This window comes from Kitasatospora sp. NPDC096077 (assembly GCF_040303245.1).
Lineage (GTDB): Bacteria > Actinomycetota > Actinomycetes > Streptomycetales > Streptomycetaceae > Kitasatospora.
The window spans coordinates 373321-399337 of the sequence record NZ_JBEOSV010000001.1 but is presented as its reverse complement, the minus strand read 5'-3'; the positions used below and the strand labels follow the sequence as shown (position 1 = coordinate 399337).

Genomic DNA, 26017 nt, shown 5'->3' with positions numbered 1-26017 from the left:
GGCGGCTACGGGTGCGGGCGGACCTGGATGACGGCGTGTCGGCCGTTGGTGCGCCAGGGGGTGCCGGTGGCGTCGAGGCGGGTGACGGTGGTGGGGGCGAGGCCGACGACGACGTCCGACTTGAGGGTGCGCAGGGCCGCGACGGGGGAGGGGAAGTGGCCGGCCGCGGCGGCGAAGGGGGTGGTCGGTGGCCAGTGGCGGTCGCCCACCAGGCGGCGGTAGTTGAGGTCGCCCTTGAGGATCGTCAGTGTGGCGCCGGCGAGTTCGGCGCGGAGGTCGGCGGGCAGGTCGTGGTAGGGCAGCGGGGCGCAGTGGAACGGGTGGGTGCGGATCGTGAGGGTGCCGGCGGTCAGCGCCTGCCAGAGGCGGCGGCCGATGGCCTCGGCGGCGGGTACCGGTGCGGTGCGCAGGCGTTGGACGGTGGCGAGGACGTCGTCCGTCGTCGCGTCCGACACGAAGTACGGCTGCGGTTTGACGTGGAGGACGACCTCGGCGGCGAGGGCGGCGGTCAGCAGGTGGTCGATCAGGACGAGGTCCGGCAGCAGTTCGCGGCCCGCGTTGTCGGCGATCAGGCAGACCCGTCCGGGTCCGGACCGGGTCAACTCGGCGTGCAGCAGCGCGCTGTCGTCGGCGGCCAGTGGGGATGCGGCCGGTGGGGAGGCGGCCGGTACGGACGGCCCTCGGTCGTCGGACTCGTCGGACTCGTCGGACTCGTCGGGCTCGCCGGACTCGGCGGCCATGGCGAAGCTGAGGTCCGCGCGGTTGCCCCACAGGGCGGAGGCCAGCAGGGCGTCCGTCCGTCGGTCGGGCGGCAGATCGGTGAGGCCGCTCAGGGCGGCCAACTCCCCGTCCACGGCGGTTCCGCGCAGTTCGGCGTCCTTGAACGGCGCGAACGGGTCGACGCCCTGCCAGGCGCCGGGCCGGAAGTAGCCGGTGGCGTCGAGCAGTCGGCGGTAGAAGTAGCTCTCCGCCCACAGGAACGGCGCCTCGCTCCAGGGTTCGCCCCACCGGCCCTCGCCCCAGGCCAGCCACTGGGCGGCGTCCGGGGCGTCCGCGGGGAGGGGCTCCAGGACGCCGCCGCCGGTGCTCTCGGTGAGCAGCCGCTCGATCGCCGCCCGTTCGGCGGGGCCGTACGGCAGGGCGTCGAGGACGCGCCGGACGAGTTCGGGGTGGCGCTCGTGGAAGACGCTCCGGGCGAAGGATCCGGGGACGTCGCTGCGGATCACGGGGGCGTCGGGCACGGTGGCGGTCTCCTGTCGGCGTCGCCGCCGGGGTGGGCGGCTTCCGCCGACAGTAGACGATCACGTGCCGTGGGGCGGGAGTGGAAGGGCGGCGCGGGTGGGGGCGAAAAAGTGTTATCGGCACCGCCGTCGGGCGGTCTCCTGGGCGTGGGAACGGACGCGGGAGGTCGCGGCAGAGGGTATGCGGCCGGAACGCGGGGTTCGAGATGGGGCGCTCCGCGCGGAGGTGAGGTCTCCGGCCGCGTTCGTTCCCACGGCGTCCGGCCGGATCGTCCCGTCCGGCGGGCGCCGCCCGGCGGTCCGTTCGCCTCCCCCACGGCGGCGGACCGTCGGGCCCCGCCCTGCCCGGGGTGGGGTTCTGCGGGGTCGGTCAGGCGCGCCGGAGCCGCCAGATCTGCTCCTCGCCGGTCTCGGCCGGGGCGAGCGCTTCGGCGGGTCGGCGGGCGTGCTCGGTGAAGCCGAGGCGGATCGGGACGGCGCGGCTGGCGTGGTTGGCCGGGTCGTGGACGATCTCGACGAAGTCCACGCCGGGGAGCCGGAAGGCCTGTTCGGTCAGCGCCCGGGTTGTCCGGGTGGCGATGCCGCGACCGGTGGCGGCGGGGTGCAGCCAGAAGCCGATCTCCCGGCCGTTCTCGGCGGTGTCCTCGCGGCGGAACAGCCCGCAGGCGCCGACGATGGCGCCGTCCAGCAGGATCGCGTAGGTGAAGTCCCGTCCGCTCTCCCACAGTTCGGCCCGTTCGGCCAGGAACTCGGTGGTCTTCGCCCGGCTGTGCTCGGCGACCCACGGCATCCAGGGCCGCAGGTGCTCCAGCGACTCCTCGATGACCTGGAAGAACTCGGGGAGGTCCGCCTCGCCGCGGAAACGGCGGAGCGTCACCTCGCCGAGGACGATTTCCTGCTCGGCCTGTCGTACGTGGTCCATCACCGGAGGATGTCCGCTACCCTGCCGCCTCCGCAAGGGGATTACGACGCTTCCGCAGCAGGTGGAGCAGGGCGCCGAGGGTGGCGGCGCCGGCGGAGACGGTGAGCAGGGTGACGTCGGCGAGGCCGACCATGGTGACGTCGAAGCGGGGGTTCTCGGCGCTCGCGGTGAACTCCGGCTCCACCAGGCCGCCCGGGTCCTCGGTGACGCTGACCTGTTCGCCCACCGTGTCGAGGGAACCGCAGCGGACGGAGTGGGTGCGCTCCGGGGCGTCGTGGTCGTAGTGCACCGCGCAGGTGTACGAGGTGCCCTTGCCGTGGCTGACCGTGATGTCGGTGACGGTGCCCTGGTGGGCGGTGCCACGGGCGGACAGCACGGCGGACTGCACGGCGTTCATGCTGATCAGCGGTACGGCGATCAGCGGGGCGATCAGCAGCACCAGGGCCGCGCCGCGCAGCGGCCCGGACTGGCAGAGCGACACCAGGGCGTAGATCAGGCCGATCGCCCCGGCGAAGGCCAGGACCAGCGAGGGGAGGATGAACCAGGCCCCGAACGCGCCGAGCGCCCCGCCGAGCGGCATCAGCACGGCGGCCCCCGGGATCCACAGCGCGGTCAGCCACGGGTGACGCGGCCACGGCGCGTCGTTCTTCTTGCCGCTCTTCCCGCCGTTCTTCGTCCCGACCCCCTGGCCTGCCTGACCTCCCGGGCCGCCCGGCTGGTCCTGCGGCCCGGCGGTGGGCACGGGCGTCCCGGGCGTCTCGTTGTGCGTCATGGCGGGAGATCCTGCCAGGTCAGGCCGGGGGTGGACGGTCGTGGGGGTGATCCTTTTGCCGGGGCGGGCGGTTTGTGGAGGACGGTGGGGGGAGCGGTGGACGTTCCGTTGCGGAACCCGGGCCGGAAGCGGTACCGGGGTGGTCAGCGGTCGCCGTCCTCCGGCGGCAGCCACCGGTCGGTGTCGACCTTGCCGGGGGCCAGCCGCTGGACGACCCGGGCCAGCTCGACGGTGGCCTGTTCGATCCGCCGGTAGGTGTTGCGCTGCTCGGCGACGATCGCGGACAGCAGCAGTCCGGTGAGCGCCGCGCAGCCGTTGAGCGCCTGCAGCATCACCATCGCGGCGACCAGCCCGTGCCCGGTGAACGGGCCGACTTGGTCGATGGCGGCCGTGATGGTGATGACCGAGACCAGGAGGACGCAGGGGGCCGCGCCGAGCAGTTGGAAGCGGAGGGCGGCCCAGATCAGGAACGGGAAGACCAGGAAGAGCACGCTCAGCGTGGTGGAGGTGGCGACCACGGTGACGGCGGCGGTGCTGGCCAGCAGCAGGACCGGTTCCAGCCAGGTGAACGGGCCGCGGTCGGCGGGCAGCCGGGCGGTGCGCAGCGCCAGCAGCAGCGGCGCGACCACCAGGACGCCCATCGCGTCGCCGGTCCACCAGGCGGTCCAGGTGGACCAGAACCCGTCGGCCGGCAGGGTGCCGTTGAGGACCAGGACCGCGCTGCCGGTGCCGGAGCTGATCAGCATCCCGGCGAACGCCCCCAGGAAGACCAGGGCCATGCCGTCCCGGAGCCGGTCGAGCTCGATCCGGAACCCGGTCCGGCGCAGCATCAGGTAGGCGGCGACGGGGGCGAGGGTGTTCCCGGTGACGATGCCGAGCGAGCCCCAGCGGGGCGGCCCGGTGACGACGATCACCAGGAAGGCGCCCAGCGCCACGCCCGGCCAGACCCGGAGCCCGAACAGCAGCAGGCAGGTGAGCGCGATCCCGGTCGGCGGCCAGAGCGGGGTGACCTTGGCCCCGCCGATCACCACCTGTTGCAGCAGGCCGATCCGCCCGGCCGCGAGGTAGACCGCGGTGACGGCCAGCAGCCGCAGGGCGGTCACGGCCAGCTGGCGGGGGGTGCGGGAAGGGGGTGTGGTGGTCGGCGGCACAGTGGTCATCTGACTACGTCCGGGCGGCACCGTGCGGGCGTGACACGCAGGGGCCGTCACCCGGACCGGCCGTCCGGGGGCCGCGGGCCCGGTCCGGTCGACCGTGGCAGGCGGGTGGTGGGCGGGCGGTCGACCGGGGTCTCAGCCGTCGTGGCACAGCACCAGCACGGCCGCGTCGTCGGTGTGCCCGGTCAGGTCGGCGACCCCCAGCAGTTCGGCGGCCAGGGTGTCCGGATCGTCCGAGACCCGCTCCCGCAGCACGGCCGCCACCCGGGCCAGCCCGGCCTCGATCGGGAAGGCCGGCCCCTCGACCACCCCGTCCGTGACCAGGGCGACGACCCCGGCCCCGGAGAGCCGGTGGTGGCTCACCGGGTACCGCTGGCCGGGCACCACGCCGAGCGGCGGACCGCCCTCGTCGGGGTAGTGCCCCCAGCGGCCCTCGCCGTCCGCCCAGACCGGCGGGACGTGCCCGGCCCGGGCGTGCGAGAGGTCCCCGGTGGCCGGGTCGTAGCGCAGGAAGCTGCAGGTGGCGAAGCGGCGGCTGTCCATGGAGATCAGCAGGTCGTTGGCCCGGCCGAGGACCTCGCCGGGGTCGGCGGCGGTGGCCGCCACGGCGCGCAGGCCGACCCGTACCTGGCCCATGATCGCCGCCGCCTCCACGTCGTGGCCCTGGACGTCGCCGAGCGAGAAGGCCACCGAGCCGTCCGGCAGCGGGAAGCCGTCGTACCAGTCGCCGCCGATGCTCAGGCCGTGCCGGGCGGGCGCGTACCGGGCCGCCACCCGCAGCCCGGGCGGCTGCGGCAGCGCGGCCGGCAGCAGCTCGCGCTGCAGCGCCTCGGCCAGCTCCACCCGGGCCTGCTGGAGCTCGGCCTGCTCCAGGGCGGACGCGGTCAGCCGACCGAGCTCGGTCAGCAGGTCGTCCGCGCTCGGGCGGTCGGCGGGGCGGCGTCGGATCATCGGCCCTCCGGCGGCGTGTGGGCGGGGTGATCAGAGCCAGCGTATGTCGGCCGAACGGGCGACGGCCGCCCGAGGCGTTGACGGCCGGTGCGGGCGGCCCGGGAGAAGAGGACTGAAAGTGATTCCCTGCGTGCGCAGGGTCACCAGGTGGGTGGCCGGAGCTCTCGCAGCCCCTCCGCTCGGCGGTACCGTGTGGCGGTACTCGGCGCTGCGCAGCACCGAGGGGCGGGCGGTCGGCGGCCGGGGGCGACCGCGGTATCCGGGGCGCACGCCGACGATCTCGACGAACCTCAAGGGGGACGGATGCGGGTCCTGCTGTTGGACGCGGCTCCGGGCGAGTTGCTGGACCGGGAGCTGACGCGGCTGGTCGGGCACGGGCTCGACGTCACGCTGAACCTGCGGCGGGTGGGCGATCCGGCGGGGGTGACCGGGCGGTGGGCGGGGCGGGTGGAGTTCACCGAGGTCGACCTGTTCGACGAGACGGCGTTGATCGGCGAGGCGGTGCGCGGCGGACGGGGGTACCACGCGGTCAAGTCCCGGGCGGGCTCGCCGCTGCGGGCCCGCTTCCTGGCGGCCGCGACCGACCGTGGGCTGGTCCACCGGCTGCGGGTGGTCGCACGGGCCGGGGCGGGTACCGACCACGTCGACCTGGCCGCCGCGGCCCGGCACGGGGTCGCCGTCACCCACACGCCCGGCTCCAACGCCAACGCCGTCGCGGAGTTCGCGCTGGCCCAGCTGCTCGCCCTGACCAGGGCGCTGGTGCCGTCCAACGAGGCCGCGCAGCAAGGCCGTTGGGTCGCACCGAGCGCCCCGGCGGTCGAGCTGTCGGAGCTGACCCTGGGCCTCGTCGGCCTCGGCCGGATCGGATCGGCCCTGGCGGAGCGCGCCACCGCAATGGGCATGACCGTCCAGGGGTACGCGCGGCGCTCCACCCACCCCGCCGTACGCCGGGTCGACTCCCTCGACGCCCTGCTCGCCACCAGCGACGTGGTCTCGCTGCACGTCCCGCTCACCCCGGACACCGAAGGGCTGATCGGCCGGGCGGAGTTGGCCCGGATGCGGCCCGGATCGATCCTGCTCAACACCGCCCGCGGCGGGATCGTCGACGAGCAGGCCCTCGCGGACGCCCTGCGCGATCCGGCGGGCCCGCCGGCGGCGGCCGCCGTCGACACCTTCGCCCACGAGCACGCCGCCTTCGCCTCACCACTGTTCGGCCTGCCCAACGCCCTCCTCACCCCGCACATCGCCGGGATGACCAGGAGCGCCATGGCCGAGGCGGCGCTGCGCTGCGCCGACCACATCGCGGCGCTGCTGGCGGGGCGGGCGGAGGGCGTCCCGGTGGTCGGCCCGTCGCCCGCCGCCCGGTAGCGGACCGTGGGCGACGGGCGACGGGCGGGGGCGGACCGGTTGTCGGGCCCGTCAGGCCAGTGCGGCCTCGATCAGGTCGGCGGCCCGGCGCGCGCCCGCGCCCGCGCGGACCTCGGCCTTGAGCTCGGCCAGCCGGGCCGCCACCGCCGGGTCGGTGGTCAGCTCCAGTAGGGCGGAGCGGAGCGCGGCGGGGGTGGCCAGGTCGGTGTCCAGGCGGCGGGCGACGCCGAGTTCGACCAGTCGGTCCGCGTTCTGGAACTGGTCGGCGGCCTGCGGCACCGCGACCATCGGCAGCCCGCAGTACAGGCCCTCGCTGCACCCGCCCATCCCGGCGTGGGTGATGAACGCGTCGGCCTGCTGGAGCACGGCGAACTGCGGTACCCACGGGTGGACTTCGACGTTCGACGGAATTTCGCCCAGCTCGGCCTGGTCGGTCGCCCGGCCGACCTGGAGCACCACGTGCCAGTCGGTGAGGCCGCCGAAGGCCTCCAGGCAGGCGCGGTAGAAGGCGGGTCGGTGGGTGAAGGCGGAGCCCAGCGAGATCAGCAGCACCTTCCGGGCGTCCGCCGGCCGGGTCCAACTCCCCTGGTACTCCCGGTTGTCGAGGCAGGGCCCGGCGAAGGAGAACAACTCGGGGTCGACCTGCTCCGGTTCGGGCTGGAGCACGTGCGGGATGAGCGCGAGTCCGCGGTCGGGCCGCACCATGTACGTGAAGATGTCGTCGGTCGGCAGCCCGTTGTCGCTCAGCCACTGGGTGAAGCGCTCCGGGATGTTCTCCGACCGCAGGGCCTCCATGAGCGTCCGGAACGGCTCCCGCTCGGCGTCCTGCGGGGGGACCCTGGCCGGCGAGATCATCATGGACGGCACGCCCCAACTGTCGGCCAGGGCCCGTCCCGCGTACGCCATGAAGTCGTACAGGACGAGGTCGGGCCGGTCGTCCTCGAACGCCTCCCGCATCCGCGGCAGCATCGCCCGGGCCTCCTCGAAGACCCGGGCGTGCATGTTCATTCCGGGCGTGACCGCGCCCTTGAGGATCGGCAGGCCCGTCTGGTGGGGCACGAACGCGGCGCCGGTGGCCTCGATCGGCTCGGCGAACGCCGGGTCGTTGACGTAACTGACCCGGTGGCCGCGGGAGACCAGCTCCCGGATGACGTCCAGGCTGGGGTTGACGTGGCCGTGTGCCGGTATGTTGACCATGGCGATGTGTGCTGGGCGGGGCATGGTGAATGCTCTCCTCGGGCGTCGTCGCGCGTGCAGTGTGCAACGATCTGACAGTACGTCATGTAACGGTCGGGGAGCGAAGACGGGGGTTTCGGCATGGAGGAGTACGCGGTGCCGATCCTGCCGAGCCGGGACCTCGACGAGACCCAGGAGTTCTACGGCCGCCTCGGCTTCGAGTCGCGCGGCCGCTGGGACGGGCCGGACGGCTACCTGATCCTGGTCCGGGGCACCGTGGAGCTCCACTTCCGGCCCGACCCGGGGGTGGATCCGCTGTCCACCGCGGGAAGTTGTTACCTCCAGGTCCGCGACGCGGACGCCCTGCACGGGGATTGGGCACGCCTCGGCGTCCCGGCCGAGCCGGTCACCGGCAGCCGACTGGCGGAGGTGGTCGACACCGCCTACCGGATGCGGGAGTTCGCCCTGGTCGACCGCAGTGGCAACCTGCTGCGCATCGGCAGCCCGGGGCGTGCCGGGGGCGCGTGACGGAACCGTCGGGCGCGTCCGGTCGCTCAGGCGCCGGCGCGGTGCCAGAGCGCGGCCAGGTGGGTGTGCAGGAGTTCCTCGGCCTCCGTCGTCGTGCGGTGGCCGATGAGGACGTGCGCGGTGAGGCCGTCGGTGAGGGCGAGCAGGGTCCGGGCCTCCCGGCGGGCCGGGGCGGGGTCGAGGCCGGCCTGCTCGATCAGCCGGGCCAGGAGCGTTTCCAGGTCGGCGTAGCTGGTCCGCAGGGCGGTCGCCAGCGGCGGGTTGACGGCGGCCGCGGCGAGGAAGGCCAGCCAGATCCGGGCCTCGGTGCGGTGCTCGTCCCGCAGTAGGGCCACTTCGCCGGCCACGTGGCCCACCGTGCTCGCGGCCGACTGCGCCGGGCCGGCCAGCACCCGGGCGTGCGCCCGTTCGGTGACGCGTTCGCCGATGTGGCCGAGGGCGAACCGCAGCATCTCCTCCTTGGTGCGGAAGCAGCGCTGGACGGCGCCCATCGAGACCTCCGCCCGGACGGCGACGTCCCGCAGGGTGACGCCCTCCAGGCCCTGGGTGTCGATCAGTGCGCACACCGCGTCGGCGATCCGCCGGCGCCGCTCCTCGTGGTCCACCTGCTTGGGCATCCGTCGCCCTCCTCCCGGTCCGGTCCGACTTGCCCGCGTGCCGCGGGCCCGTTAATCCGATGCGATCGTATCGGTTCCCCGGCTAGGGTTCCGATGCAAGCGCATCGGAAACGGTGGCGACCCCGCCGGGGTAGCCGCACCGGATCCCGTGCGACCGCATCCGACCAGCCAGGAGAAGCCCGTGTGGAAACTCAGTGCCACCGCCATCGCCGCCGCCGTCCGCAGTGGTGAGGCGTCCGCCCTCGACGTGGTGGACGCCCACCTCGCCCGTATCGCCGAGGTCAACCCGCAGGCCAACGCCGTCACCCAGCTGCTCGCCGACCGCGCCCGCGCCGACGCCCGCTCGCTCGACCGCCGCCGCGCCGCCGGGGAGCCGCTCGGGCCGCTCGCCGGGGTGCCGTTCACGGTCAAGGAGTGCACCCGGATCGAGGGCGTCCCGACCACCTTCGGCACCCCGCGCTTCCGCGGGCTCACCGCCCCCGCCGACGCCGTCCCGGTCGCCCGGCTGCGCGCCGCCGGGGCCATCCCGATCGGCCACAGCAACCTGCCCACCCTGATCCTGGCCGGGATGCACACCCGCAGCGAGCTGTACGGCGACACCCGCAACCCGTGGGACGCCCGCCGCACCCCCGGCGGCACCAGCGGCGGGGACGGCGTCGCGGTGGCCACCGGCATGGCCGCGCTGGGGCTCGGCAACGACTCGGGCGGCTCGGTCCGGATCCCGGCCGCCTTCTGCGGCGTCGCGGCGCTCAAGCCGACCACCGGCCGGTTCGCCGCCGACCAGCGGATGCTGGGCCCGGACGACCCCGGCCCGGCCTCCCAACTCCTCGTCACCGACGGCCCGTTGGCCCGCACCGTGGCCGACCTCCGGCTCGCCTACGAGAGCCTGGCCGGCCCCGACCTGCGGGACCCGCGGGCCGTCCCCGCCCCGCTGTACGGCTATCCGCTGGACGGCGCGCCGAGGGTCGTGGTGGTCGCCGACCCGGGCGGCCACGGTGTCCACCCCACCGTCCGCCGCGCCGTCGAGGCCGCCGCCGAGGCGCTGCGGGACGCCGGGTACGAGGTGTGCGAGGTCCCGGACGTCCCGCGGCTCGACGAGGCCCTGCACGCCTACCACCGGCTCACCGTCACCGAGTTCGCGCCCAACTGGCCCGCCGTACGGCAGTTGCTGGGCGAGGGCGGCGACCGCTTCATCGAGCTGACCATGCGCAGCGCCCCGCCCCTCGACGCCGCCGGGCTGATCGCGCTCATGGGCACCTGGATGAACATCCGCCGCTCCTGGGCGGAGTTCCTGGACGAGTACCCGCTCCTGCTCGGCCCGGTCTTCACCGAACCGCCGGTCGAACCCGGCCTGGAGTCCCGGGACCAGGCCGGCCGGGACCGGGTCGCCACGGCCATGCGGCTCTGCTCGGTCACCAGCTTCGTCGGCGTCCCGGCCGTCGCCGTGCCCACCGGACCGGACGCCGACGGCCTCCCCGCCGGCGTCCAGCTCGTCGGGCGCCCCTTCCGCGAGGACCTCTGCCTGGCCGCCGCCCAGCACATCGAGGACCGCCTGGGCACCCTCACCCCGATCGACCCGAGGCCGTGACCGGCGGCCGGGGTGCGCGGGGCCGGTGAGCCGGGCGGTACCCCCCGGGCGTCATACTGCCCGGTATGGATCGTGAGGACCTGATCGCCGCTCTCGACGAGCACCGGACCGACGGCGCCGCTGGGGCCGCGCTGGCCCTGCGGGCCGGGGCCGGGTTCCAGGTGTGGCCGGGAACGACGGCGCCGGCCAGCCGACTCCTCGACATCTGGAGTTTCCGGGCCCAGTGGATGGCGGAGGACGGGGTCGTCACCTGCAAGGACTTCGCGCAGGGGCTGCCGGCCCTGCGGCGTGCGGGGAGCACCCCGGTCGCCCTGGGGCGGGTGGAGATGACACCCGGGGACAGTCACCTCGTCTTCCTGGCCGCGGATCTGAGCTCCTGCGTCGCGGTGCTGTAGCCGGCGCCCGGTCCGGGGCCGGCCGTCGGCGGGCGCTCGTTCGGAGGAACCGCCGTGCTGGTCAGGTGGCGTCGGGCAGCGCCCGCTCCAGTGCGTCGAAGGTGCGGTACACCAGGGCCCGGTGGTCCTCCAGGACGGTGTGCTCCGGTTCGCCGGCGACGAGCCCGGCAAGGGAGGCCGTGGCGACGGTGCGGTAGGCCGCGACGGCGAGCGCGGCCGTCAGCCGGGGCCGCAGGTCGTGGGCGCCCCCGTCCGTGGTCTCGGCGATCGTGGCGGCGAGTGCCGTCTCCAACTCCTCCAGCGCCTCGCGTCCCCGGGCCCGCAGCGCGGGCGAATCGCCCACCACCCGCCAGAAGGGAAGGAAGCGCTCCTGGGCGATCGTCAACGGATGTCCCTGGTCGATGAGTTCGAGGGTGACGCGGCGCAGGGCGGTGAGCGGGGTCTCGTCGTCCCGGCGGTCCCGTACGGCGCCCGTGAACAGCTCGATGGCCTCGGGGATCCGGTCCAGGAAGAGGTCTTCCTTGCGCGGGAAGTAGTTGAAGACCGTCATCGTCGACACGTCGGCGGCCTTGGCGGTCTCGACGACCGTCACGTTGTCGAAGCCGCGTTCCAGGAACAGCGCCGACGCGACGTCGGAGATGCGGCGGCGCGTCTCCTGCTTCTTCCGCTGGCGCAGCGGCAGATCGGGGCCCTCGGGTTCCTTGGTCATGCGTAAATTATATACCGATCATAAATTTGTAGCTGCTACAGCGAACTCATGGAGAGTGGCGTCCGCGTGGGCCGGCCGGTGGGCCGCAGGGGCGGTCAGCGTGCCGAGGGCCGGCGGGCGGCCAGCCAGCCGCGGTAGTCGCGCAGGGCCTTGCGCTGCTGGAGCTGTTCGGTGAGCAGGGCCACCGCCGGGCGGGTGTTCGGGGTGGGGGTGCGGCCGGCGGCGAGGCGGCGCAGCTGGTGGCGGACCAGGGCCATGCTCGCGGCGGAGGCCAGCGCCTTGTCGGACCAGGTGACCGGGCGCAGGGCGCGGTCGGCCTCGGCGCGGGCGGCCCAGCGGTGCGGCAGGTCGGGGGTGACGGCGAGAGCGGTGCCCATGCCGATCACGGCGACCCCGTCGGCGAGGGCCTGTTCGGCGGTCCCGCGCCGGGTGATGCCGCCGGTGAGCATCAGCGGGAGCGGGCTGGTGCGGACCAGTTCGGTGGCCAGGTCGAGGAAGTACGCCTCGCGGGCGCTGGTGCGCTCGTCGGCGGGGCGGCCGGTCATCGCGGGGCTCTCGTAGCTGCCGCCGGAGAGCTCGACCAGGTCGACGCCGAGCGGCGCGAGCATGGCGATGACCTGGCGGGCGTCGTCGAGGTCGAAGCCGCCGCGCTGGAAGTCGGCCGAGTTGAGCTTGACGGCGACGGCGAAGTGCGGCGGGACGGCGGCGCGCACGGCCCGGACCACGTCGAGCAGCATCCGGGCGCGGTGCTCCAGCGGGCCGCCCCAGGCGTCGGTGCGGGTGTTGACCAGCGGGGAGAGGAACTGCGAGAGCAGGTACCCGTGGGCGGCGTGGATCTCCACGCCGTCGAAGCCGGCCTCGGCGGCGCGGCGGGCGGTGGTGGCGAAGCGCTCGACGGTGGCGGCGATCTGGTCGGGGGTCATCGCGGTGGGGCGGCCGAAGCGGCCGCTGTGCCGGCCGAGGTCGACGCCGCGGTCGGTGGGGCCCCAGACCACGCCGGGCTGGCCGGAGGGCACCTGGCGGCCGGGGTGGTTGATCTGCATCCACACCGCGGCGCCGCCGGACTTGGCGGCCTCGGCCCACGCGGCGAAGGGCGCCAGGGGCGCGGCGTCGTCCAGCACGACGCCGCCGGGGCCGGTGAGGGCCTCGGCGTGGACCATCACGTTGCCGGTGATCAGCAGACCGCTGCCGCCGGCGGACCAGCTGCGGTAGAGGGCGAGCAGCCGCCCGTCGGGGAGCTGGCCGGGCCCGGCGAGGTTCTCCTCCATGGCCGCCTTGGCGATCCGGTTGGGCAGTACCGCGCCGGAAGCCAGGCGCAGGGGCGTGAACAGGTCGTCCGCCATCGGGGTCTCCTCACCCTCGGCTAGAATGTTTGCACTGCTCACATTAAGTCGGGCATGTGAGCAGTGCAAACATTGCGGAGGGTGACGGATGCCACAGCAAGCCAGCACGTACCACCACGGCGACCTGCGCGCCGCCTGTGTGCGCGCCGCGCGCGAACTGCTGGAGGAGGACGGCAGTGCGGCCCTGTCGCTGCGCGCCGTCGCCCGCCGGGCCGGCGTCTCGGCGACCGCCCCCTACCGCCACTTCGCCGACCGTGACGCGCTGCTCTCCGCCGTCGCCGCTCAGGGCTGCCGCGAACTCGGCGAGCGCCTCGTGGCCGCCCACCCCGCACCCCGCGCGCCCGAGGACCTGGCCGCCGTCGCCGCCGCCTACGTCCGCTTCGCGGTCGAGCGGCCGGCCCTGTTCCGGGTGATGTTCGCCGAACCCTGCGACCCCGCGAACGCGGAACGCGCCGCCGCGACCGAGGCGATGCGGGAGTACGTCGGCGCGATCGTCCACGACGTCTTCCCCGGATCCGACTGCGAGGCGATGGGCACGGCCGTGTGGGCGCTGGTCCACGGGCTGGCCTTCCTCCAGCTGGACGGCAAACTCGGCGCGGCCGGGCCTGCGGGTGACCCGGCCGCCGTCACGGCCGACCCGGCCGTGACGGACGAGCGGGTCCGGGCGGCCGTCGACGCGCTGCTGGGCACCGTCCGGCGGTAGGAGGACGCCCGACGCGGGGGTTCAGCCCGCCGGGCCCGAGGGGTCGTGGGGTGCGCGGGCGCGGATGAGCAGGAACGGGGGCAGGCCGGCCCGTCGGGGCTGGTGGGCGATGACCGGGGCGGTCGGTGCGGGCTCGTCGACGGTCTCCGGGGTGAAGCCCTGCCGCAGCAGCGCGGTCAGGTAGCCGGACAGCGTCCGGTGCCGATTGCCGGCCCGGCGGACGGCCCGGGGGTCGGCGGAGCGCCAGAACCCCTCGGCGAGGTAGTCGCCGACCACCCGGCGATGGGTACCGTCGGCGAGACGGGTCCAGGAGGCGTGGGGCGCCTCGAAGCAGGGGTGCGGGACGCTGAGGACCAGCGCGCCCCGGGGCGTCAGCACCCGTCGGACGGCGGTGAGCGCGGCATCGAGGTCGGGCACGTGGTTGAGGGAGAGTCCGGCGGTCACCCAGTCGACCGAGCGGTCGGCGACCGTGCCGAGTACGCACCCGTCGTCGACGGCGTAGGACACGGTGCCCGGCCCGGGTGTGCCGGCGGTCCGGGCATGCTCGATCAGGCGGGTGGACGGGTCGATGCCGTGGGCGGTCGCGCCGCGGGCGGCCAGTGCGCGGGTGATGATCCCCTCGCCGCAGCCGAGGTCGAGGACCTGGCGGCCGGACAGCTGGTCGGGCAGGTGGGCGAGCAGGGTGTCGCGGTTGAAGTCGTTCAACGGGGAGCCGGTGCGCAGGAGTTCGGCGTACCAGTCGGCGATGGTGTCCCAGGTGTCGGTCATCGAGACCCGGACCCTACCCGGCGCCCGCCGGGCGGATCCAGCGGGTTTCCCGTTCGGAGCCGCTACGGCAGGACCAGCCAGCCGGGCTCCAGCGGTACGGCGTGCCCGGTCAGCGCGGCGACGTCGGCCGGGACGTCCGCGCGGGCGAGCAGGGCGGGGAGGGCGTCGGTGACGTAGGCGGCGTGGGCCTCGGGGGTGGTCCAGAGGGTGGTGACCAGGTGGCGGGTGGGGGAGAGGCGGGTGACGGCGCCGGTGAGCAGGCCGCCGGCCGCGGCCATGCCGGGGGCCCAGAGCTCGTGCTGGACGGTGAGGAAGTGCTCGGTGCGGCCCGGGCGCAGCTCGCAGTCGGCGACGCGCAGCAGGGCGGCCCGGCGCAGGGCCTCGGGGACGAGCGGGGCCTCGGGGACGGACAGGGCCTCGGGGACGGACAGGGCCGAGCCGGGCATGGTGAGGGCGACGGGGCCGCTCGCGATTCGGATCGACTCCCAACTGCCCTGTTGGGCGGCCTCGGTGGCGATCTCGTCGTGGCGCTCGCGCATGAAGCGGCGGTAGGCGGTCTCGTCCGTCCAGAGGGCGAGCAGCAGGGCCCGGTCACCGGTGGGTGACCAGCCGCCCAGCTGGCCGATCAGCCCCGGCTGGTCCGCCACGGCCGCCCAGCGGCGCTGTCCGGCGGCGAACGCCGCGCGTGCGTCCGGTCGTACTCGGCAGTCGATCCACTTGGCCCACATGCGGCCCATCCTGCTGCGCCGGGCCGGGGGAGGGGCAATCGGGCGCAGGTCGTGGGGGCGCTCGGACCATCGGCGTAGGGCGGAGGGGGGCAGGTGGCCCGATGGCCTGGTGGGTCGATGGCGGAATCCTGCAGATTCCGGTCATTGCCGCCATGGTCGCCCCCGGGCGAGGGTGGAGCCATGAACGACGGTGGAGCCCTGAACGACGGCGGAGCGATGGACGACGCACCCCGCCTCCCGCATCTGGTCGTGATCCCGGTCTTCCCCGGGGTCAACGCGCTGGACGTGGCCGGGCCCGCCGAGATCCTGGCGCTCGCGGACCGGCTGCTGGGGCCGGAGCGGCCCGGGTACGAGGTGCGGCTGTGCGCCGAGCGAGGCGGGCCGGTGGAGACCTTCTCCGGGGTGCCGCTGCTGGTCGAGCAAACGCTGGCCGAGGCGCGGGTGCGGCCGGACACGGTGCTGGTGCCCGGCCGGGTGGAGCTGGGCCCGCACGGGCCGGTGCCGCAGGTGGATCCGGCGGTGGTGGCCTGGCTGCGGGAGGTGGGGCCCCGGGCGGGCCGGGTCGCCTCGGTGTGCGCGGGTGCGCACGTGACCGCGGCCGCCGGACTGCTGGACGGGCACCGGGCGACCACCCACTGGGCGACCGCCGACCGGCTGGCCGCCGACCACCCGGCCGTCGAGGTGGATCCCGACCCGGTGTTCATCCGCTCCGGGCGGATGTGGACCAGTGCGGGCCTGTCCACCGCACTGGACCTCACCCTGGCCCTGGTGGCCGAGGACCACGGCGACGACCTCGCCCTGGAGATCGCCCGGATCATGGTCATGTACCTCCAACGCCCGGGCGGTCAGAGCCAGTTCAGCGTTCCCCTGGCCCACCAGGCCGGCGGCCGGGCCGACCTGCGCAGCCTGCGCCGCTGGATGGGCGAACACCTGGACGCCGACCTGTCGGTGCCCGTGCTCGCGTCCCGACTCGCCATGAGCGAGCGGCACTTCGCCCGGGTGTTCCGGTCCGAGACCGGCACCACGCCCGGCGCGTTCGTGGCGGAACTGCGGCTGGAGGCGGCCCGCCGGCTGCTGGAACGCACCGACCATCCGCTGCCCGGCGTCGCCCGGGCCTGCGGCTTCGGCTCGGTGGAGACCCTGCACCGGGTGTTCCGCGAGCACCTCGGCGCCACCCCGGGCGAGTACCGGCGCCGGTTCCGCGTCACCACCCCTTGAACCCCTGCAAGAAGAAGCACGGAGAACCGAGGAGAGCCATGAAGATCACGGCCACCCACATCGGCACCGCGACCGTCCTGCTGGAGATCGGCGGCCTGCGGCTGCTCACCGACCCGGTCTTCGACCCGGCCCCCGCCGAGTACCGGCACGACCCGGTGGTGCTGCGCAGCACCACCGGCCCCGCCCTGGCGGCCGACGAACTCCCGCCCGTGGACGCGGTGTTGCTCAGCCACGACGAGCACCCCGACAACCTCGACGCGACCGGCCGCACCCTGCTCGCCGACCGCCCGGTGCTGACCACGGTCAGCGGCGCGGCCCGGCTCGGCGGCGGCGCGCTCGGCCTGGCGCCCTGGCAGACCCGCACCCTGACGGTGGACGGCCGCAGCCTGCGGATCACCGGTACGCCGGGCGAGCACGGCCCGGTCGGCGACGTCACCGGCTTCGTGGTCGAGGTGCCCGGTGAGCAGGAGGCCCTGTACGTCTCCGGTGACACCGTGCACATCCCCGAACTCGACGGGATCGGACGGCGGTTCACCATCGGCACGGCCCTGCTCCACCTCGGCGCCGCCCGGATCGAGGCCTTCGGCGGCGGCGGGCTGATCACCATGGACGCGGCCCAGGCGGCGGCCCTGACCGCCTCACTCGACGCCCGCCGGGTGGTCCCGGTCCACTACACCTCCTGGGAGCACTTCACCGAGGGCCGGGCGGAGACCACCGCCCGCTTCCAGGCCGCCGGCCTGGCCGACCGGCTGCACTGGCTCACTCCGGGGGAGGCCGAAGTCCTGGCCTGAGGAAGGGCTCAGCGGACGCCGACCGGGGGGAGGCGTTCCAGGATGCGTTCCATGCCGCTGGTCCAGTTGGCCTCCAGGGCGATGACGGCCCGGTCGACGTCGCCGTCGAGCAGGCACTGGGCGATCCGTTCGTGCTCCTCGGCGGCGCGTTCGAGGATCTCGTGGTCGCCGACCACCACGCGCTCGTAGCGGTGCAGGGTGAGCTTCAACGACTCGATCATCTCGCGCAGCCGGGTGTTGGCGCAGCCGGAGAGCAGCAGGGCGTGCCAGGCGTCGTCGTGGCGCTCGATGGTGCCGTGCGGGGCCTGCGGGGCGGAGAAGGCGCGGGCCTCGGCGAGCAGGCGGGGGGCGATCGCGGAGAGGTGGGCGGGGTCGGAGGTGCGCAGGGCGAGCGACTCCAGGGCGATCACGATGGCCGTGAGGTCGAGGAACTCCTGTTTGCCGGTGGGCGCGAAGCGGAAGCCCTTGCCGCGTTCGCTGGTGATGATGCCCTCGCGTTCCAGGCTGATCAGGGCCTCGCGCAGCGGGGTGCGACTGACGCCGAGTTCCTCGGCGAGGTGGACCTCGTTGATGGACTCGCCGGGGGTGAACCGGCCGCGGCCGAGCTGCTCCAGCAGTTCGTCCTTCACCTGCTCGCGCAGCGGCCGCCGCTCGATCGCCATCGGGCTTTCCCTTCCTCGTTCGTCCCGTAGGGTACCGGCCGCCGTCCGGCCTCTCGTGAGGCCGGACGGTTCGGCCGGTCAGGCGGTTCCGGCGCCGTCCACCGCGATGACGGCGCCGCTGACGAAGGAGGCGGCGTCGCTGGCGAGGAAGGCGACGGTGCGGGCGATGTCCGCGGGTTGGCCGATCCGGCCGAGCGGTCGGTCGGCGGCGTCGGCGTAGAACGCGTCGGCGCTCTCGCCGAGTTGGCGGGCCTCCTCGGCGAGCATGCCGGTGTCGGTGTCGCCGGGGCAGACGCAGTTGACCCGGATGTTGTCCGGGCCGTGGTCGATGGCCATCGCCCGGGTCATGTTGACCACGGCGCCCTTGGAGGCGCAGTAGGAGATGGCCCGGCCGCCGCCCTTGATGCCCCAGCCGGAGCCGGTGTTGATGATGCTGCCGCCGCCGTTCGCGGCCATCAGCGGGACGACGAGTCCGCTGAGCAGCATGATCGAGCGCACGTTGACGGCCATCACCAGGTCCCAGTCCTCGTCGGTGATGTCGCAGACGGTGGACCGGCGGATGATGCCCGCGTTGTTGAACAGCACGTCCACGCCGCCGTGTTGGCCTTCGGTGGTGCGGACCAGCTGCTCGCAGTCGGCGCGCCGGGAGACGTCGCAGCGGATGAAGGTGCCGCCGATCTCCTTCGCCGCCTGCTCGCCGCGTTCGGCGTCGACGTCGGCGAGCACGACGGTGGCGCCGAGTTCGCCGAGCAGGGCGGCGGTGGCCCGGCCGATGCCGGAGGCGGCGCCGGTGACGATCGCGCGCTTGCCGTGGAGGTCGATCATGGGGGAGCTCCTCTGCGAATGCGAATCTGCGAATCTGCGAAGGGTACGGACGCTCAGGGGGCGGGCGGACAGGCGGTCAGGACGTCGGACGGTCAGGACGTCGGACGGTCAGGACGTCAGGCGGTAGACGGCGCTGGAGCGGTGGCCGGTGATCACCCGGACGTGGCCCGAGAGGGCATCGTCCAGCTCCGGGTCGCCGGTGTCCAGCAGCAGCGGGCGGCCGGCCAGGGCGGCGAGTTTGGCCTCGGTGGCGAGCACCAGCAGCCGGTCCCGGCCGACCGCACGCAGCAGGGCGGGGGTGAGCTGCTGGTTGCCGCGGCCGAGCAGGAAGCCCTGGCCGCCGATGGGGGAGAGGACGATCCAGGGGGTGCTGGGCAGGTCGCCCAGCTGGTCGGCGCGGGCGTCCCGGAGCTGGACCAGCGGGGGCCGGCCGGGCCGCAGGCGGAGCAGGTCGACGCCGGTCAGGCTGGTCCCGGTGGCGCCGAGCGCGGTGGCGACGGCGTGGGTGGTGCTGCCGGGGCCGAGCAGCAGCAGTCCGTCACCGTCGACCCGGGCGGCGAGTCCGGCGGCGATCCCGGCGACGGTGGACGGGCCGGGGCCGCCGCTGCCGGTCTTGCGCTGTTGGACGCGGGCGGGCAGCACCGGGACGGTGAGCCGGCCGTACAGCCGGGCCGAGAGCAGGCCGGCCCGCAGCGCGGTCTCGTCCCGGTCCACCACCTCCGCGCTGTCCAGCCGGACGGCGCCGCGCGCCCAGGCGGTGGCCACCTCGGCGGCGGCGCGGGGGTGGAGGGCGAAGACGGCGGAGTGCATCTTGACCCCGGCGGGGATGCCGAGGACCGGTACCCCGGGGCTCGGTCCGAGCGCGTCCAGGACGTCCCGGGCGGTGCCGTCCCCGCCGCAGAACAGCAGCAGTCCGGCGCCGGCCGCGACCAGGGCGCGCACCGCGGCCCGGGTGTCGGCCGCGCCGGTGGCCGCACCGGCGGGTGGCCGGTGGACCACGCGTGCGGGCAGACCGGCCGCCCGTACCGCGTCCTCCCCCATCGGGCCCGCCACGGTGAGCAGTTCGGCGCCGTCGAGCTGACGGAGTGTCAGAGTCGCCCGGCGCAGGGCTTCGGGGACGGCCCCGAGGGCCAGCGCCCGGCGCTGGACGTCGTCGCCGTCGCTGCCCTTGAGGCCGACCCGGCCGCCGAGCCCGGCGACCGGGTTGATCACCAGCCCGATCGGCGATCCGGTCACGGCCGGTCGCCGAGGCCGAGCACCTTGCGGCGGTAGGCGCGCCAACTGACCGACCAGACCGCCGGGTCGTCCAGCGGCTCGGGCCGGATCCGGTGCACGGTGGAGCGGTGCGGGGCGGTGCGCACCGTCTCCGGGTCCTCGTACGCCTCGCGGGAGACCTCGGCGAGGATCGCCGCGTACTCGTCGAGGTCGGCGCGGGAGTAGGACTCGGTGGGCTCCAGGGTCATCGGCTCGGGGACGACGTACGGGTGGTGGCTGGTCCAGTAGTGGGTGCCGAAGTCGGCGGCTCGGTAGCCGAGGTCCTCGCTGTGCAGGCCGGTGTCCTCGTTGAGCTGCTGCCAGCTGTAGCGGACCTGTTCGACCCGCGGCCGGCCCTTGGCGTACGGGACGGAGACGCCGCGGATCTGCCGCACCCGGTGCAGCAGGTAGTTGTTGTTGAGCACCGCGGTCTCGGCGACCTCGCGCAGGCCCTCGGCGCCCAGCGACATGATCCAGGCGTAGGCGCGCACCAGGTTGGGGACGACGCCCAGGTACGGTCGGATCTTGCCGATCGACTCCGGCCGGTCGTACTCCAGCCGGTACCGCTCGCCGTCGAACTCGATGGTGGGGACGGGCAGATGGGGCGCCAGTTCGGCGGTGACGGCGCAGGCGCCGGCCGCCGGGCCGCCGCAGGCGTGCGGGGTGGAGAAGGTCTTGTGCAGGTTGAAGTGGCACAGGTCGAAGCCGGCCTCGCGGGCCCGGGTGATGCCCAGGATGCCGTTGGCGTTGGCCTGGTCGTAGGCGCACAGGCCGCCGGCCTCGTGCACGATCCGGACGAACTCGGCGATCCGCGGGTTGTAGATGCCGGTGTCCTCGGGGTTGGTGATGAGCAGCGCGGCGGTGCGCGGGCCGACGGCGGCCCGCAGCGCCTCGATGTCGGGGTAGCCCTCGGCGTCCGGGTGGAGGGTGATCACCTTGAAGCCGGCGGTCTTGGCGCAGGCCGCGTTGGAGGGGTGGGAGAAGGCGGTGGTGATGATCTCGTCGCGCTGCTCCCCTTCGCCGCGGGCGGCGTGGTGGGCGCGGATCACCGAGACGTTGGTCCAGATCGCGGCACTGCCGGCGCCCGGCTGCAGGCTGACCCGGTCCATGCCGGAGATCTCCTTGAGCAACTGCTCCAGGCGGTGGGCGAGTTCGAGGACCCCTTGGACGGTGGAGGGGTCCTGGGCGGGGTGCAGGGCGGCGATCCGGGGGTCGCGGACGAAGGTGTCGTTGACCTTGGGGCTGTACTTCATGGTGCAGGTGCCCTGGCCGACGTCCACGTTGAGGTCGGCGCCCAGGTTCTCCTGGGACAGCCGCAGGTAGTGCCGGAGCACCTGCTGCTGGCCGAGTTCGGGCAGCGCGGGCGGGGTGGCGCGGCGCAGCGCGGCGGGCAGCCGGTCGGCCGGGGCGCCGACGGCGGCGGTGACGCCGGGCTCGGGCAGCGGCGGCAGGACGCCGCGTTCGCCGGGGGAGCCCAGCTCGAAGACGAGCTTCTCGTCCCAGCGGGCCTGCTGGAAGCGGCGCAGTGCGGGCTTGGGGGCGATCCGCGGATCGGTTTCCGTGGTGGTGGCCTGATGGTCCGTCACTTCATGATCTCCTCAAGCGCGTCGGCGAGGTGGTCGAGGTCGGCCTGGGTGTGCAGCTCGGTGACGCAGTACCGGCCCTCGTGCGGACCGGCCGGGGTGCCGCCGTGCAGGCCGCGGGCGAGCAGGGCGGCGGAGACCTCGGCGGCGGTGTGCCCGTCGCGGTAGCGCAGGGTGAAGTCGGCGAAGTGCACCGCCTCGGGCTCGGCGAGTTCGATCCCGGGCACCCGGGCGAGGCGCTGCCGGGCGTAGGCGGTGGTGGCGAGGACGGTCTCGCCGATCTCGCGCATGCCGTGCGGGCCCATCAGGGCGAGGTAGACCCCGGCGGCGATGCCGTGCAGGGCGGCGGCGGTGCCGACCCACTCCTTGCCCTCCTCGCGCAGCGCGAAGGAGGTGCGCTCGTACGCCACGTCGCCGAAGCCGTACTCGCCGGGCACCTCGGTCGGGGCGAGGCCGAACAGTCGGCTCGGGTACTCGGCGACCAGGTGCGGTTCGTCCGCGGAGCCGATGAAGCCCGCGTTGCCGCCGCCGAAGCTGGGGTGGATGCCGAGCGGCTGGAGCTCGCCGCAGGTGAGGTCGGCGCCGAAGGAGGCGGGCGGGGCGAGCACGCCGAGGCTCAGCGGGTTGACCTGGACGACGGACAACGCGCCTGCCGCACGGGCGAGTTCGACGTACTCGGGCAGGGCGGGGTCGACCCGGCCGGTGAAGTCGGTCAGCTGGGCGTACACGGCGGCGACGTCCCCGCCGGCGAGCGCGGCCCGGACGGCGGCCGGTTCGGCGGCGACCGGCTCGACCCGGTGCACGCCCCGCACGTAGTCGTGGATCCGGGAGAGCCGGTCCGGGTCGATGTCGCCGACCAGCAGCAGCCGTGGCCGTCCGGTCGCCCGGCCGGCCATCCGCAGGGCGGTGGCCGCCGCCTGGAAGCCGTCGTACGTCGGCACGTTGACCACGTCGACGGCCAGCAGTTCGGCCATCAGCGACTGGTACTCCCAGAGCGCCTGGAACCGTCCGTGGTCCTCGTACGGCTCGCCGGCGTAGGCGGTGAGGAACTCGCTGCGGTTGACGATCTCGTCGACCACGGCGGGTACGTGGTGCCGGTAGCAGCCCGCGCCGAGGAACGAACGCCCGGGCGGCACCGCGGTGTTGCGGGACAGCAGCTCCTCCAGGTGGGCCGTCAGCCGGGCCTCGGAGGTGAACGGCGCGGGCAGTCGCAGCGGGCGGTCGAGCCGGAGTTCGGCGGGGATGTCGGCGTAGAACTCCCCGACGTCCTGCGCGCCGATCGCCGCCAGCATCGAACTGCGGGCGTCGGGGGCGGAGTTGGGGATGTACGGGTGGGTTCGGGGAACGCGTGCGGGCATCCTGTCACCTTCCGCGATTTCGGTCGGAAGCCTTGACGGCACTGTGCATGCTGAGTTCTGTATACAGCATTCGGCATTCACCCGTCGGGAGGCAAGATGTCCGCACGAACCCGGCCCGAAGAACTCCCCCCGCCAGCCCGCGAGCGGCGCGGATCCGCCCCACCGCTGGACCGCCGACGCCTCCTCGGCGCCGGACTCGCGGGCGGCGCACTGCTGTTGACCGGAGTCACCGGCTGCGCCACCGGCGGGGCCGGCGGGCCGGCGGCCAGGCAACTCGGCAGCAGCGGCCCCAGCGCCACCCTCACCGGGAAGGTCACCATCTGGTCCTGGGACGTGGCCGCCAAGGCCATGCAGCGGCTCGGCAGGACCTTCGAGCAGGCGCACCCCGGAACCACCGTCGAGGTGGTCGACATCGGCTACGACAACGCCTACGACAAGATCACCGTCGGACTCGGCGCCGGCAGCGGACTGCCCGACGTCCTCACCGTCGAGGGCGGCCGGATCCCCAGCTACATCGGCAACTTCCCGACCGGCCTGGTCGACCTCACCAGCCGCGCCCAGGGACTCAAATCGCAGTTCGCCGAAGCCACTTGGCACACCGTGACGGACGCCAAGGGCCGGGTCCTCGCGCTGCCCTGGGACAGCGGCCCGTGCGCCCTGTTCTACCGCCGGGACCACTTCCAGCAGGCCGGCATCGACCCCGCGACCCTCACCACCTGGGACGACTACCTCACCGCCGGCACCACCCTCAGGAACGCCACCGGCAAGAAGCTGCTCATCATGGACTCCAAGAAGGACACCCTCTTCGCCCAACTGCTCCAACAACAGGGCCAGGGCTGGTTCACCGACGGCAAGGTGGCCGTCGCCACCCCCGCCGCCGAGCGCGCGCTCACCCTGATGAAGCAACTGGTCGACCGCGGCCTGGTGGACTTCGAGGACGGCTGGGACGGCCTGGTCTCCGGCACCCACGACGGCAAGGCCGCCACCACCCCCACCGCCGCCTGGTGGGACGGCACCCTCGGCTCCGACCTGGCCGACCTCTCCGGCAAGTTCGGCGTCGTCCCGCTGCCCGCCTTCAGCCCCGGCGGCGCCCGCACCTCCAACAGCGGCGGCTCCGTCCTGTGCGTCACCGCCCAGAGCCGGAACCCCGAAACCGCCTGGGCGTTCCTGGACTTCCTGCTCGCCGACAAGGCCAACCAGGTCTCGATGATGCAGCACGAAGGCCTCTTCCCGGCCTACCTGCCCGCCCTGGACGACCCGTACTTCCAGCAGCCCTCCCCCTACTACGGCGGCCAGCCCGCCATGAAGCTGTTCGCCGACCTCGCCCGCGGCATCCCCACCGTCGAGCACACCGCCGACGACTCCAAGGCGGGAGACATCGTCACCACCGCCGTCAACCAGGTGCTGCACAACGGTGCCGACCCGGGCACCGTCCTGCGCTCCGCCGCCCGCCAGATCGCCACCGCGACCGGCCGCCAGCCGGTCTCCTAGGAGCGGGCGCCATGACCAGCAGCGTCCCGGCCGCCCTGCGCAAGCCCGCCCCCCGAACCGCCCGGGCCCGCAGACGCCGCTCCCCGCACACCGCCGCCTGGCTGTTCGCCGGCCCCGTCGCCGCCCTGTTCACCCTCTTCTTCGCCTACCCCCTCGGCGCCAGCCTCTACCAGAGCCTCACCGCCCGCCGGGACGGCGTGGACGTCTTCGTCGGCCTGGACCAGTACCGCCGGATGCTCGACGACCCGGCCTTCCTGCACTCCCTGGTCAACACCGGGCTGATCCTCGCCGTCCAGGTGCCGGTGATGATCGGCCTCGCCCTGGTGCTCGCCGTCCTGCTCAACCAGTCCTGGCTGCGCTTCCGGGCCGGCTGGCGGGCGGTCTTCTTCCTGCCCGCGATCACCACCCTGGTCGCCTACGCGGTGGTCTTCCAGGTACTGCTGCGCACCGACGGCGGCCTGGCCAACCAGTTCCTCCAGGCGCTCGGCCTCGGCCCGGTGGACTGGCTCAACTCGCCCACCTGGGCACGCATCTCGCTGATCGGCTCGGTCACCTGGCGGTGGACCGGCTACAACGCCGTGATCCTGCTGGCCGGCCTCCAGGCGATCGGCCGCGACCAGTACGAGGCCGCCGCCCTGGACGGCGCCGGCACCGTGCGCACCTACACCGGGGTGGTGCTGCCGCAACTGCGCCCGGTGGTGCTGTTCTGCGTCATCACCTCCACCATCGGCACCCTCCAACTCTTCGACGAGAACTACGTGTTGACCAGGGGCGGGCCCGGCGACGCCACCCTCACCCCGGTGGTCTACCTGTACAAGGTCGGCTTCCAGCAGCTGGACTTCGGCTACGCGGCCGCCATCGCCTGGGTGGTGGTGCTGATCATCGCGGCGGTCTCACTGCTCCAGTTCCGACTCTACGGAAGGGAACGCCGCCGATGACGGGCACCGAGACGACCGGCCGGACACCCGTCGCGACCACCGGCCGGAAACCCACCGGAACGACCGGCCGCACGCCCACCGCGACGACGGGCCGAACTCCGCCCCGGGGAAGGCTCCTGGCCCGCACCGCCGTCCTCGCCCTGCTCGCCCTCGGCGCCGTCCTCAGCCTGCTGCCCTTCGCCTGGATGCTGATCGCCGCCACCCACAGCAGCTCCGAACTCTTCCACTCCCCACCGCCGTTCCTGCCCGGCGGCGAACTGCTGCGCAACCTGGTCCACCTCCAGCAGACCATCGGCTTCGGCCGGGTGCTGCTCAACAGCCTCGGCATCGCCGTCGTGCACACCCTGCTCAGCTCGCTGCTGTCCGCGATGTGCGGCTACGGGCTGGCCAAGTACCGCTTCCGCGGCCGGGGCCTGCTGCTCGGCCTGGTGCTCGCCACCATGATGATCCCGCTCCAGGTGCTGCTGGTCCCGCTGTTCCAGATGATGGCCAGCCTCGGCTGGATCGACAGCTACCAGGCGGTGATCCTGCCCTTCCTCGCCAACTCCTTCGGCATCCTGCTGATGCGCCAGAGCTTCCTGGACTTCCCCGACGAACTGCTGGAGTCCGCCCGGATCGACGGCTCCGGCGAGCTGCGCACCTTCTACCAGGTCGTCCTGCCGTGCGTGCGACCGCAGTTGGGGGCGCTCGTCATCTTCACCTTCATGGGCCAGTGGAACAGCTTCATCTGGCCGCTGCTGATGCTCAACACCCAGGACAAGTACACCGTGCCGGTCGCGCTCAACACGCTGACCGGGCTGACCCACGTCGACTACTCCGGCCTGATGCTGGGCTCCTTCCTGGCCACCCTCCCGCTGATGGTGCTCTTCCTGGTCTTCCAGCGGCAGTTCGTGGCCGGCCTGCTCGGCGGGGCGCTGAAGGGATGACGCAC

Annotated in this window: 26 protein-coding genes; 10 read left to right on the top strand and 16 right to left on the bottom strand. The window is 74.0% G+C overall.

Going from position 1 to position 26017, the window contains the following annotated elements:
- Positions 1–5: 5 nt before the first annotated feature.
- The 5 genes from ABTZ03_RS01500 to ABTZ03_RS01480 form a co-directional block, all read right to left on the bottom strand.
- Positions 6–1241, bottom strand: coding sequence for a damage-control phosphatase ARMT1 family protein (locus tag ABTZ03_RS01500; protein ID WP_350510805.1), 1236 nt, complete (start codon positions 1239–1241; stop codon positions 6–8).
- Positions 1242–1611: 370 nt separating this feature from the next.
- Complete coding sequence (locus ABTZ03_RS01495) at positions 1612–2163, bottom strand: GNAT family N-acetyltransferase (RefSeq protein WP_350510804.1); 552 nt, start codon at positions 2161–2163, stop codon at positions 1612–1614.
- Positions 2164–2179: 16 nt separating this feature from the next.
- A complete protein-coding gene (locus ABTZ03_RS01490; RefSeq protein ID WP_350510803.1) occupies positions 2180–2935 on the bottom strand; it encodes a hypothetical protein in 756 nt (251 codons plus the stop codon).
- 143 nt (positions 2936–3078) lie between these two features.
- Positions 3079–4095, bottom strand: a complete 1017-nt coding sequence (locus tag ABTZ03_RS01485) for an MASE1 domain-containing protein (protein ID WP_350510802.1) — start codon at positions 4093–4095, stop codon at positions 3079–3081.
- A 132-nt stretch (positions 4096–4227) separates the two neighbouring features.
- Entirely contained in the window at positions 4228–5043 is an 816-nt protein-coding gene (locus tag ABTZ03_RS01480) for a PP2C family protein-serine/threonine phosphatase (RefSeq protein ID WP_350510801.1), read from the bottom strand.
- A 303-nt stretch (positions 5044–5346) separates the two neighbouring features.
- On the opposite strand from ABTZ03_RS01480, the gene ABTZ03_RS01475 reads away from it, so the two are divergent.
- Positions 5347–6411, top strand: a complete 1065-nt coding sequence (locus ABTZ03_RS01475) for an NAD(P)-dependent oxidoreductase (RefSeq protein WP_350510800.1) — start codon at positions 5347–5349, stop codon at positions 6409–6411.
- Between the two features lie 51 nt (positions 6412–6462).
- Here ABTZ03_RS01475 and ABTZ03_RS01470 read toward each other — a convergent pair whose 3' ends face one another.
- Complete coding sequence (locus ABTZ03_RS01470; protein ID WP_350510799.1) at positions 6463–7632, bottom strand: macrolide family glycosyltransferase; 1170 nt, start codon at positions 7630–7632, stop codon at positions 6463–6465.
- A 96-nt stretch (positions 7633–7728) separates the two neighbouring features.
- Here ABTZ03_RS01470 and ABTZ03_RS01465 point away from each other — a divergent pair, with 96 nt between their 5' ends.
- Positions 7729–8115: a bleomycin resistance protein gene (locus ABTZ03_RS01465; protein WP_350510798.1), complete on the top strand. Its 387-nt coding sequence runs from the start codon at positions 7729–7731 to the stop codon at positions 8113–8115.
- A 26-nt stretch (positions 8116–8141) separates the two neighbouring features.
- On the opposite strand, the gene ABTZ03_RS01460 is transcribed toward ABTZ03_RS01465, so the two are convergent.
- A complete protein-coding gene (locus tag ABTZ03_RS01460) occupies positions 8142–8732 on the bottom strand; it encodes a TetR/AcrR family transcriptional regulator (protein ID WP_350510797.1) in 591 nt (196 codons plus the stop codon).
- Positions 8733–8913: 181 nt separating this feature from the next.
- Between ABTZ03_RS01460 and ABTZ03_RS01455 the strand changes: the two genes are divergently transcribed.
- Entirely contained in the window at positions 8914–10320 is a 1407-nt protein-coding gene (locus ABTZ03_RS01455; RefSeq protein ID WP_350510796.1) for an amidase, read from the top strand.
- Between the two features lie 65 nt (positions 10321–10385).
- Positions 10386–10715 carry a hypothetical protein gene (locus ABTZ03_RS01450; protein ID WP_350510795.1) on the top strand — a complete coding sequence of 110 codons (330 nt, stop codon included), beginning with the start codon at positions 10386–10388 and terminating at the stop codon, positions 10713–10715.
- 61 nt (positions 10716–10776) lie between these two features.
- Here ABTZ03_RS01450 and ABTZ03_RS01445 read toward each other — a convergent pair whose 3' ends face one another.
- Together ABTZ03_RS01445 and ABTZ03_RS01440 are read right to left on the bottom strand one after the other, a co-directional pair.
- Positions 10777–11424 carry a TetR/AcrR family transcriptional regulator gene (locus ABTZ03_RS01445; protein ID WP_350510794.1) on the bottom strand — a complete coding sequence of 216 codons (648 nt, stop codon included), beginning with the start codon at positions 11422–11424 and terminating at the stop codon, positions 10777–10779.
- Positions 11425–11519: 95 nt separating this feature from the next.
- Positions 11520–12767 carry an NADH:flavin oxidoreductase/NADH oxidase family protein gene (locus ABTZ03_RS01440; RefSeq protein WP_350510793.1) on the bottom strand — a complete coding sequence of 416 codons (1248 nt, stop codon included), beginning with the start codon at positions 12765–12767 and terminating at the stop codon, positions 11520–11522.
- A gap of 88 nt (positions 12768–12855) precedes the next feature.
- On the opposite strand from ABTZ03_RS01440, the gene ABTZ03_RS01435 reads away from it, so the two are divergent.
- Positions 12856–13470, top strand: a complete 615-nt coding sequence (locus tag ABTZ03_RS01435; protein WP_350510792.1) for a TetR/AcrR family transcriptional regulator — start codon at positions 12856–12858, stop codon at positions 13468–13470.
- A 21-nt stretch (positions 13471–13491) separates the two neighbouring features.
- Here the strand turns inward: ABTZ03_RS01435 and ABTZ03_RS01430 are convergent, their stop codons facing one another.
- Together ABTZ03_RS01430 and ABTZ03_RS01425 are read right to left on the bottom strand one after the other, a co-directional pair.
- The gene (locus ABTZ03_RS01430) at positions 13492–14238 is read right to left on the bottom strand and encodes a class I SAM-dependent methyltransferase (protein WP_350510791.1); all 747 of its coding nucleotides are present in this window, start codon (positions 14236–14238) and stop codon (positions 13492–13494) included.
- 62 nt (positions 14239–14300) lie between these two features.
- Positions 14301–14966 (bottom strand): DUF4937 domain-containing protein, encoded by a 666-nt coding sequence (locus ABTZ03_RS01425; protein ID WP_350510790.1) that lies wholly within the window; start codon positions 14964–14966, stop codon positions 14301–14303.
- 180 nt (positions 14967–15146) lie between these two features.
- On the opposite strand from ABTZ03_RS01425, the gene ABTZ03_RS01420 reads away from it, so the two are divergent.
- Both ABTZ03_RS01420 and ABTZ03_RS01415 read left to right on the top strand, forming a co-directional pair.
- The gene (locus ABTZ03_RS01420) at positions 15147–16184 is read left to right on the top strand and encodes a GlxA family transcriptional regulator (protein WP_350510789.1); all 1038 of its coding nucleotides are present in this window, start codon (positions 15147–15149) and stop codon (positions 16182–16184) included.
- A 38-nt stretch (positions 16185–16222) separates the two neighbouring features.
- Complete coding sequence (locus ABTZ03_RS01415; RefSeq protein WP_350510788.1) at positions 16223–16975, top strand: MBL fold metallo-hydrolase; 753 nt, start codon at positions 16223–16225, stop codon at positions 16973–16975.
- Positions 16976–16983: 8 nt separating this feature from the next.
- Here the strand turns inward: ABTZ03_RS01415 and ABTZ03_RS01410 are convergent, their stop codons facing one another.
- The 5 genes from ABTZ03_RS01410 to gcvPA form a co-directional block, all read right to left on the bottom strand.
- A complete protein-coding gene (locus ABTZ03_RS01410; RefSeq protein ID WP_350510787.1) occupies positions 16984–17637 on the bottom strand; it encodes a GntR family transcriptional regulator in 654 nt (217 codons plus the stop codon).
- A gap of 78 nt (positions 17638–17715) precedes the next feature.
- On the bottom strand, positions 17716–18462 hold the full coding sequence (locus ABTZ03_RS01405; RefSeq protein ID WP_350510786.1) for an SDR family NAD(P)-dependent oxidoreductase: 747 nt from the start codon (positions 18460–18462) through the stop codon (positions 17716–17718).
- Between the two features lie 108 nt (positions 18463–18570).
- The gene (locus tag ABTZ03_RS01400; RefSeq protein WP_350510785.1) at positions 18571–19698 is read right to left on the bottom strand and encodes an ATP-NAD kinase family protein; all 1128 of its coding nucleotides are present in this window, start codon (positions 19696–19698) and stop codon (positions 18571–18573) included.
- On the bottom strand, positions 19695–21302 hold the full coding sequence (gene gcvPB, locus ABTZ03_RS01395) for an aminomethyl-transferring glycine dehydrogenase subunit GcvPB (RefSeq protein WP_350510784.1): 1608 nt from the start codon (positions 21300–21302) through the stop codon (positions 19695–19697). The genes ABTZ03_RS01400 and gcvPB overlap by 4 nt, the downstream gene beginning before the upstream one ends.
- Positions 21299–22657, bottom strand: a complete 1359-nt coding sequence (gcvPA, locus tag ABTZ03_RS01390; protein WP_350510783.1) for an aminomethyl-transferring glycine dehydrogenase subunit GcvPA — start codon at positions 22655–22657, stop codon at positions 21299–21301. The genes gcvPB and gcvPA overlap by 4 nt, the downstream gene beginning before the upstream one ends.
- A 96-nt stretch (positions 22658–22753) precedes the next feature.
- Between gcvPA and ABTZ03_RS01385 the strand changes: the two genes are divergently transcribed.
- Genes ABTZ03_RS01385 through ABTZ03_RS01375 form a run of 3 tightly spaced genes read left to right on the top strand, consistent with a single transcriptional unit; the run spans position 22754 to position 26012 of the window.
- Positions 22754–24148: an ABC transporter substrate-binding protein gene (locus ABTZ03_RS01385; protein ID WP_350510782.1), complete on the top strand. Its 1395-nt coding sequence runs from the start codon at positions 22754–22756 to the stop codon at positions 24146–24148.
- Between the two features lie 11 nt (positions 24149–24159).
- Positions 24160–25086, top strand: coding sequence for a carbohydrate ABC transporter permease (locus ABTZ03_RS01380; protein ID WP_350510781.1), 927 nt, complete (start codon positions 24160–24162; stop codon positions 25084–25086).
- Complete coding sequence (locus ABTZ03_RS01375) at positions 25083–26012, top strand: carbohydrate ABC transporter permease (RefSeq protein ID WP_350510780.1); 930 nt, start codon at positions 25083–25085, stop codon at positions 26010–26012. Before ABTZ03_RS01380 ends, ABTZ03_RS01375 begins: the two co-directional genes overlap by 4 nt.
- The last annotated feature ends 5 nt before the right edge of the window (positions 26013–26017 follow it).

What these genes read in the sequence shown, in the direction of transcription:
- ABTZ03_RS01410 (WP_350510787.1), bottom strand. Translation starts at nt 17,637, where the DNA reads ATGGCGATCGAGCGGCGGCCGCTGCGCGAGCAGGTGAAGGACGAACTG.
- ABTZ03_RS01445 (WP_350510794.1), bottom strand. Translation starts at nt 11,424, where the DNA reads ATGACCAAGGAACCCGAGGGCCCCGATCTGCCGCTGCGCCAGCGGAAG.
- ABTZ03_RS01440 (WP_350510793.1), bottom strand. Translation starts at nt 12,767, where the DNA reads ATGGCGGACGACCTGTTCACGCCCCTGCGCCTGGCTTCCGGCGCGGTA.
- ABTZ03_RS01485 (WP_350510802.1), bottom strand. Translation starts at nt 4,095, where the DNA reads ATGACCACTGTGCCGCCGACCACCACACCCCCTTCCCGCACCCCCCGC.
- ABTZ03_RS01375 (WP_350510780.1), top strand. Translation starts at nt 25,083, where the DNA reads ATGACGGGCACCGAGACGACCGGCCGGACACCCGTCGCGACCACCGGC.
- ABTZ03_RS01430 (WP_350510791.1), bottom strand. Translation starts at nt 14,238, where the DNA reads ATGACCGACACCTGGGACACCATCGCCGACTGGTACGCCGAACTCCTG.
- ABTZ03_RS01380 (WP_350510781.1), top strand. Translation starts at nt 24,160, where the DNA reads ATGACCAGCAGCGTCCCGGCCGCCCTGCGCAAGCCCGCCCCCCGAACC.
- ABTZ03_RS01435 (WP_350510792.1), top strand. Translation starts at nt 12,856, where the DNA reads ATGCCACAGCAAGCCAGCACGTACCACCACGGCGACCTGCGCGCCGCC.
- ABTZ03_RS01425 (WP_350510790.1), bottom strand. Translation starts at nt 14,966, where the DNA reads ATGTGGGCCAAGTGGATCGACTGCCGAGTACGACCGGACGCACGCGCG.
- ABTZ03_RS01405 (WP_350510786.1), bottom strand. Translation starts at nt 18,462, where the DNA reads ATGATCGACCTCCACGGCAAGCGCGCGATCGTCACCGGCGCCGCCTCC.
- gcvPA (WP_350510783.1), bottom strand. Translation starts at nt 22,657, where the DNA reads ATGCCCGCACGCGTTCCCCGAACCCACCCGTACATCCCCAACTCCGCC.
- ABTZ03_RS01460 (WP_350510797.1), bottom strand. Translation starts at nt 8,732, where the DNA reads ATGCCCAAGCAGGTGGACCACGAGGAGCGGCGCCGGCGGATCGCCGAC.
- ABTZ03_RS01450 (WP_350510795.1), top strand. Translation starts at nt 10,386, where the DNA reads ATGGATCGTGAGGACCTGATCGCCGCTCTCGACGAGCACCGGACCGAC.
- ABTZ03_RS01495 (WP_350510804.1), bottom strand. Translation starts at nt 2,163, where the DNA reads ATGGACCACGTACGACAGGCCGAGCAGGAAATCGTCCTCGGCGAGGTG.
- ABTZ03_RS01385 (WP_350510782.1), top strand. Translation starts at nt 22,754, where the DNA reads ATGTCCGCACGAACCCGGCCCGAAGAACTCCCCCCGCCAGCCCGCGAG.
- ABTZ03_RS01465 (WP_350510798.1), top strand. Translation starts at nt 7,729, where the DNA reads ATGGAGGAGTACGCGGTGCCGATCCTGCCGAGCCGGGACCTCGACGAG.
- ABTZ03_RS01420 (WP_350510789.1), top strand. Translation starts at nt 15,147, where the DNA reads ATGAACGACGGTGGAGCCCTGAACGACGGCGGAGCGATGGACGACGCA.
- ABTZ03_RS01470 (WP_350510799.1), bottom strand. Translation starts at nt 7,632, where the DNA reads ATGCCCCGCCCAGCACACATCGCCATGGTCAACATACCGGCACACGGC.
- ABTZ03_RS01480 (WP_350510801.1), bottom strand. Translation starts at nt 5,043, where the DNA reads ATGATCCGACGCCGCCCCGCCGACCGCCCGAGCGCGGACGACCTGCTG.
- ABTZ03_RS01415 (WP_350510788.1), top strand. Translation starts at nt 16,223, where the DNA reads ATGAAGATCACGGCCACCCACATCGGCACCGCGACCGTCCTGCTGGAG.
- ABTZ03_RS01475 (WP_350510800.1), top strand. Translation starts at nt 5,347, where the DNA reads ATGCGGGTCCTGCTGTTGGACGCGGCTCCGGGCGAGTTGCTGGACCGG.
- ABTZ03_RS01490 (WP_350510803.1), bottom strand. Translation starts at nt 2,935, where the DNA reads ATGACGCACAACGAGACGCCCGGGACGCCCGTGCCCACCGCCGGGCCG.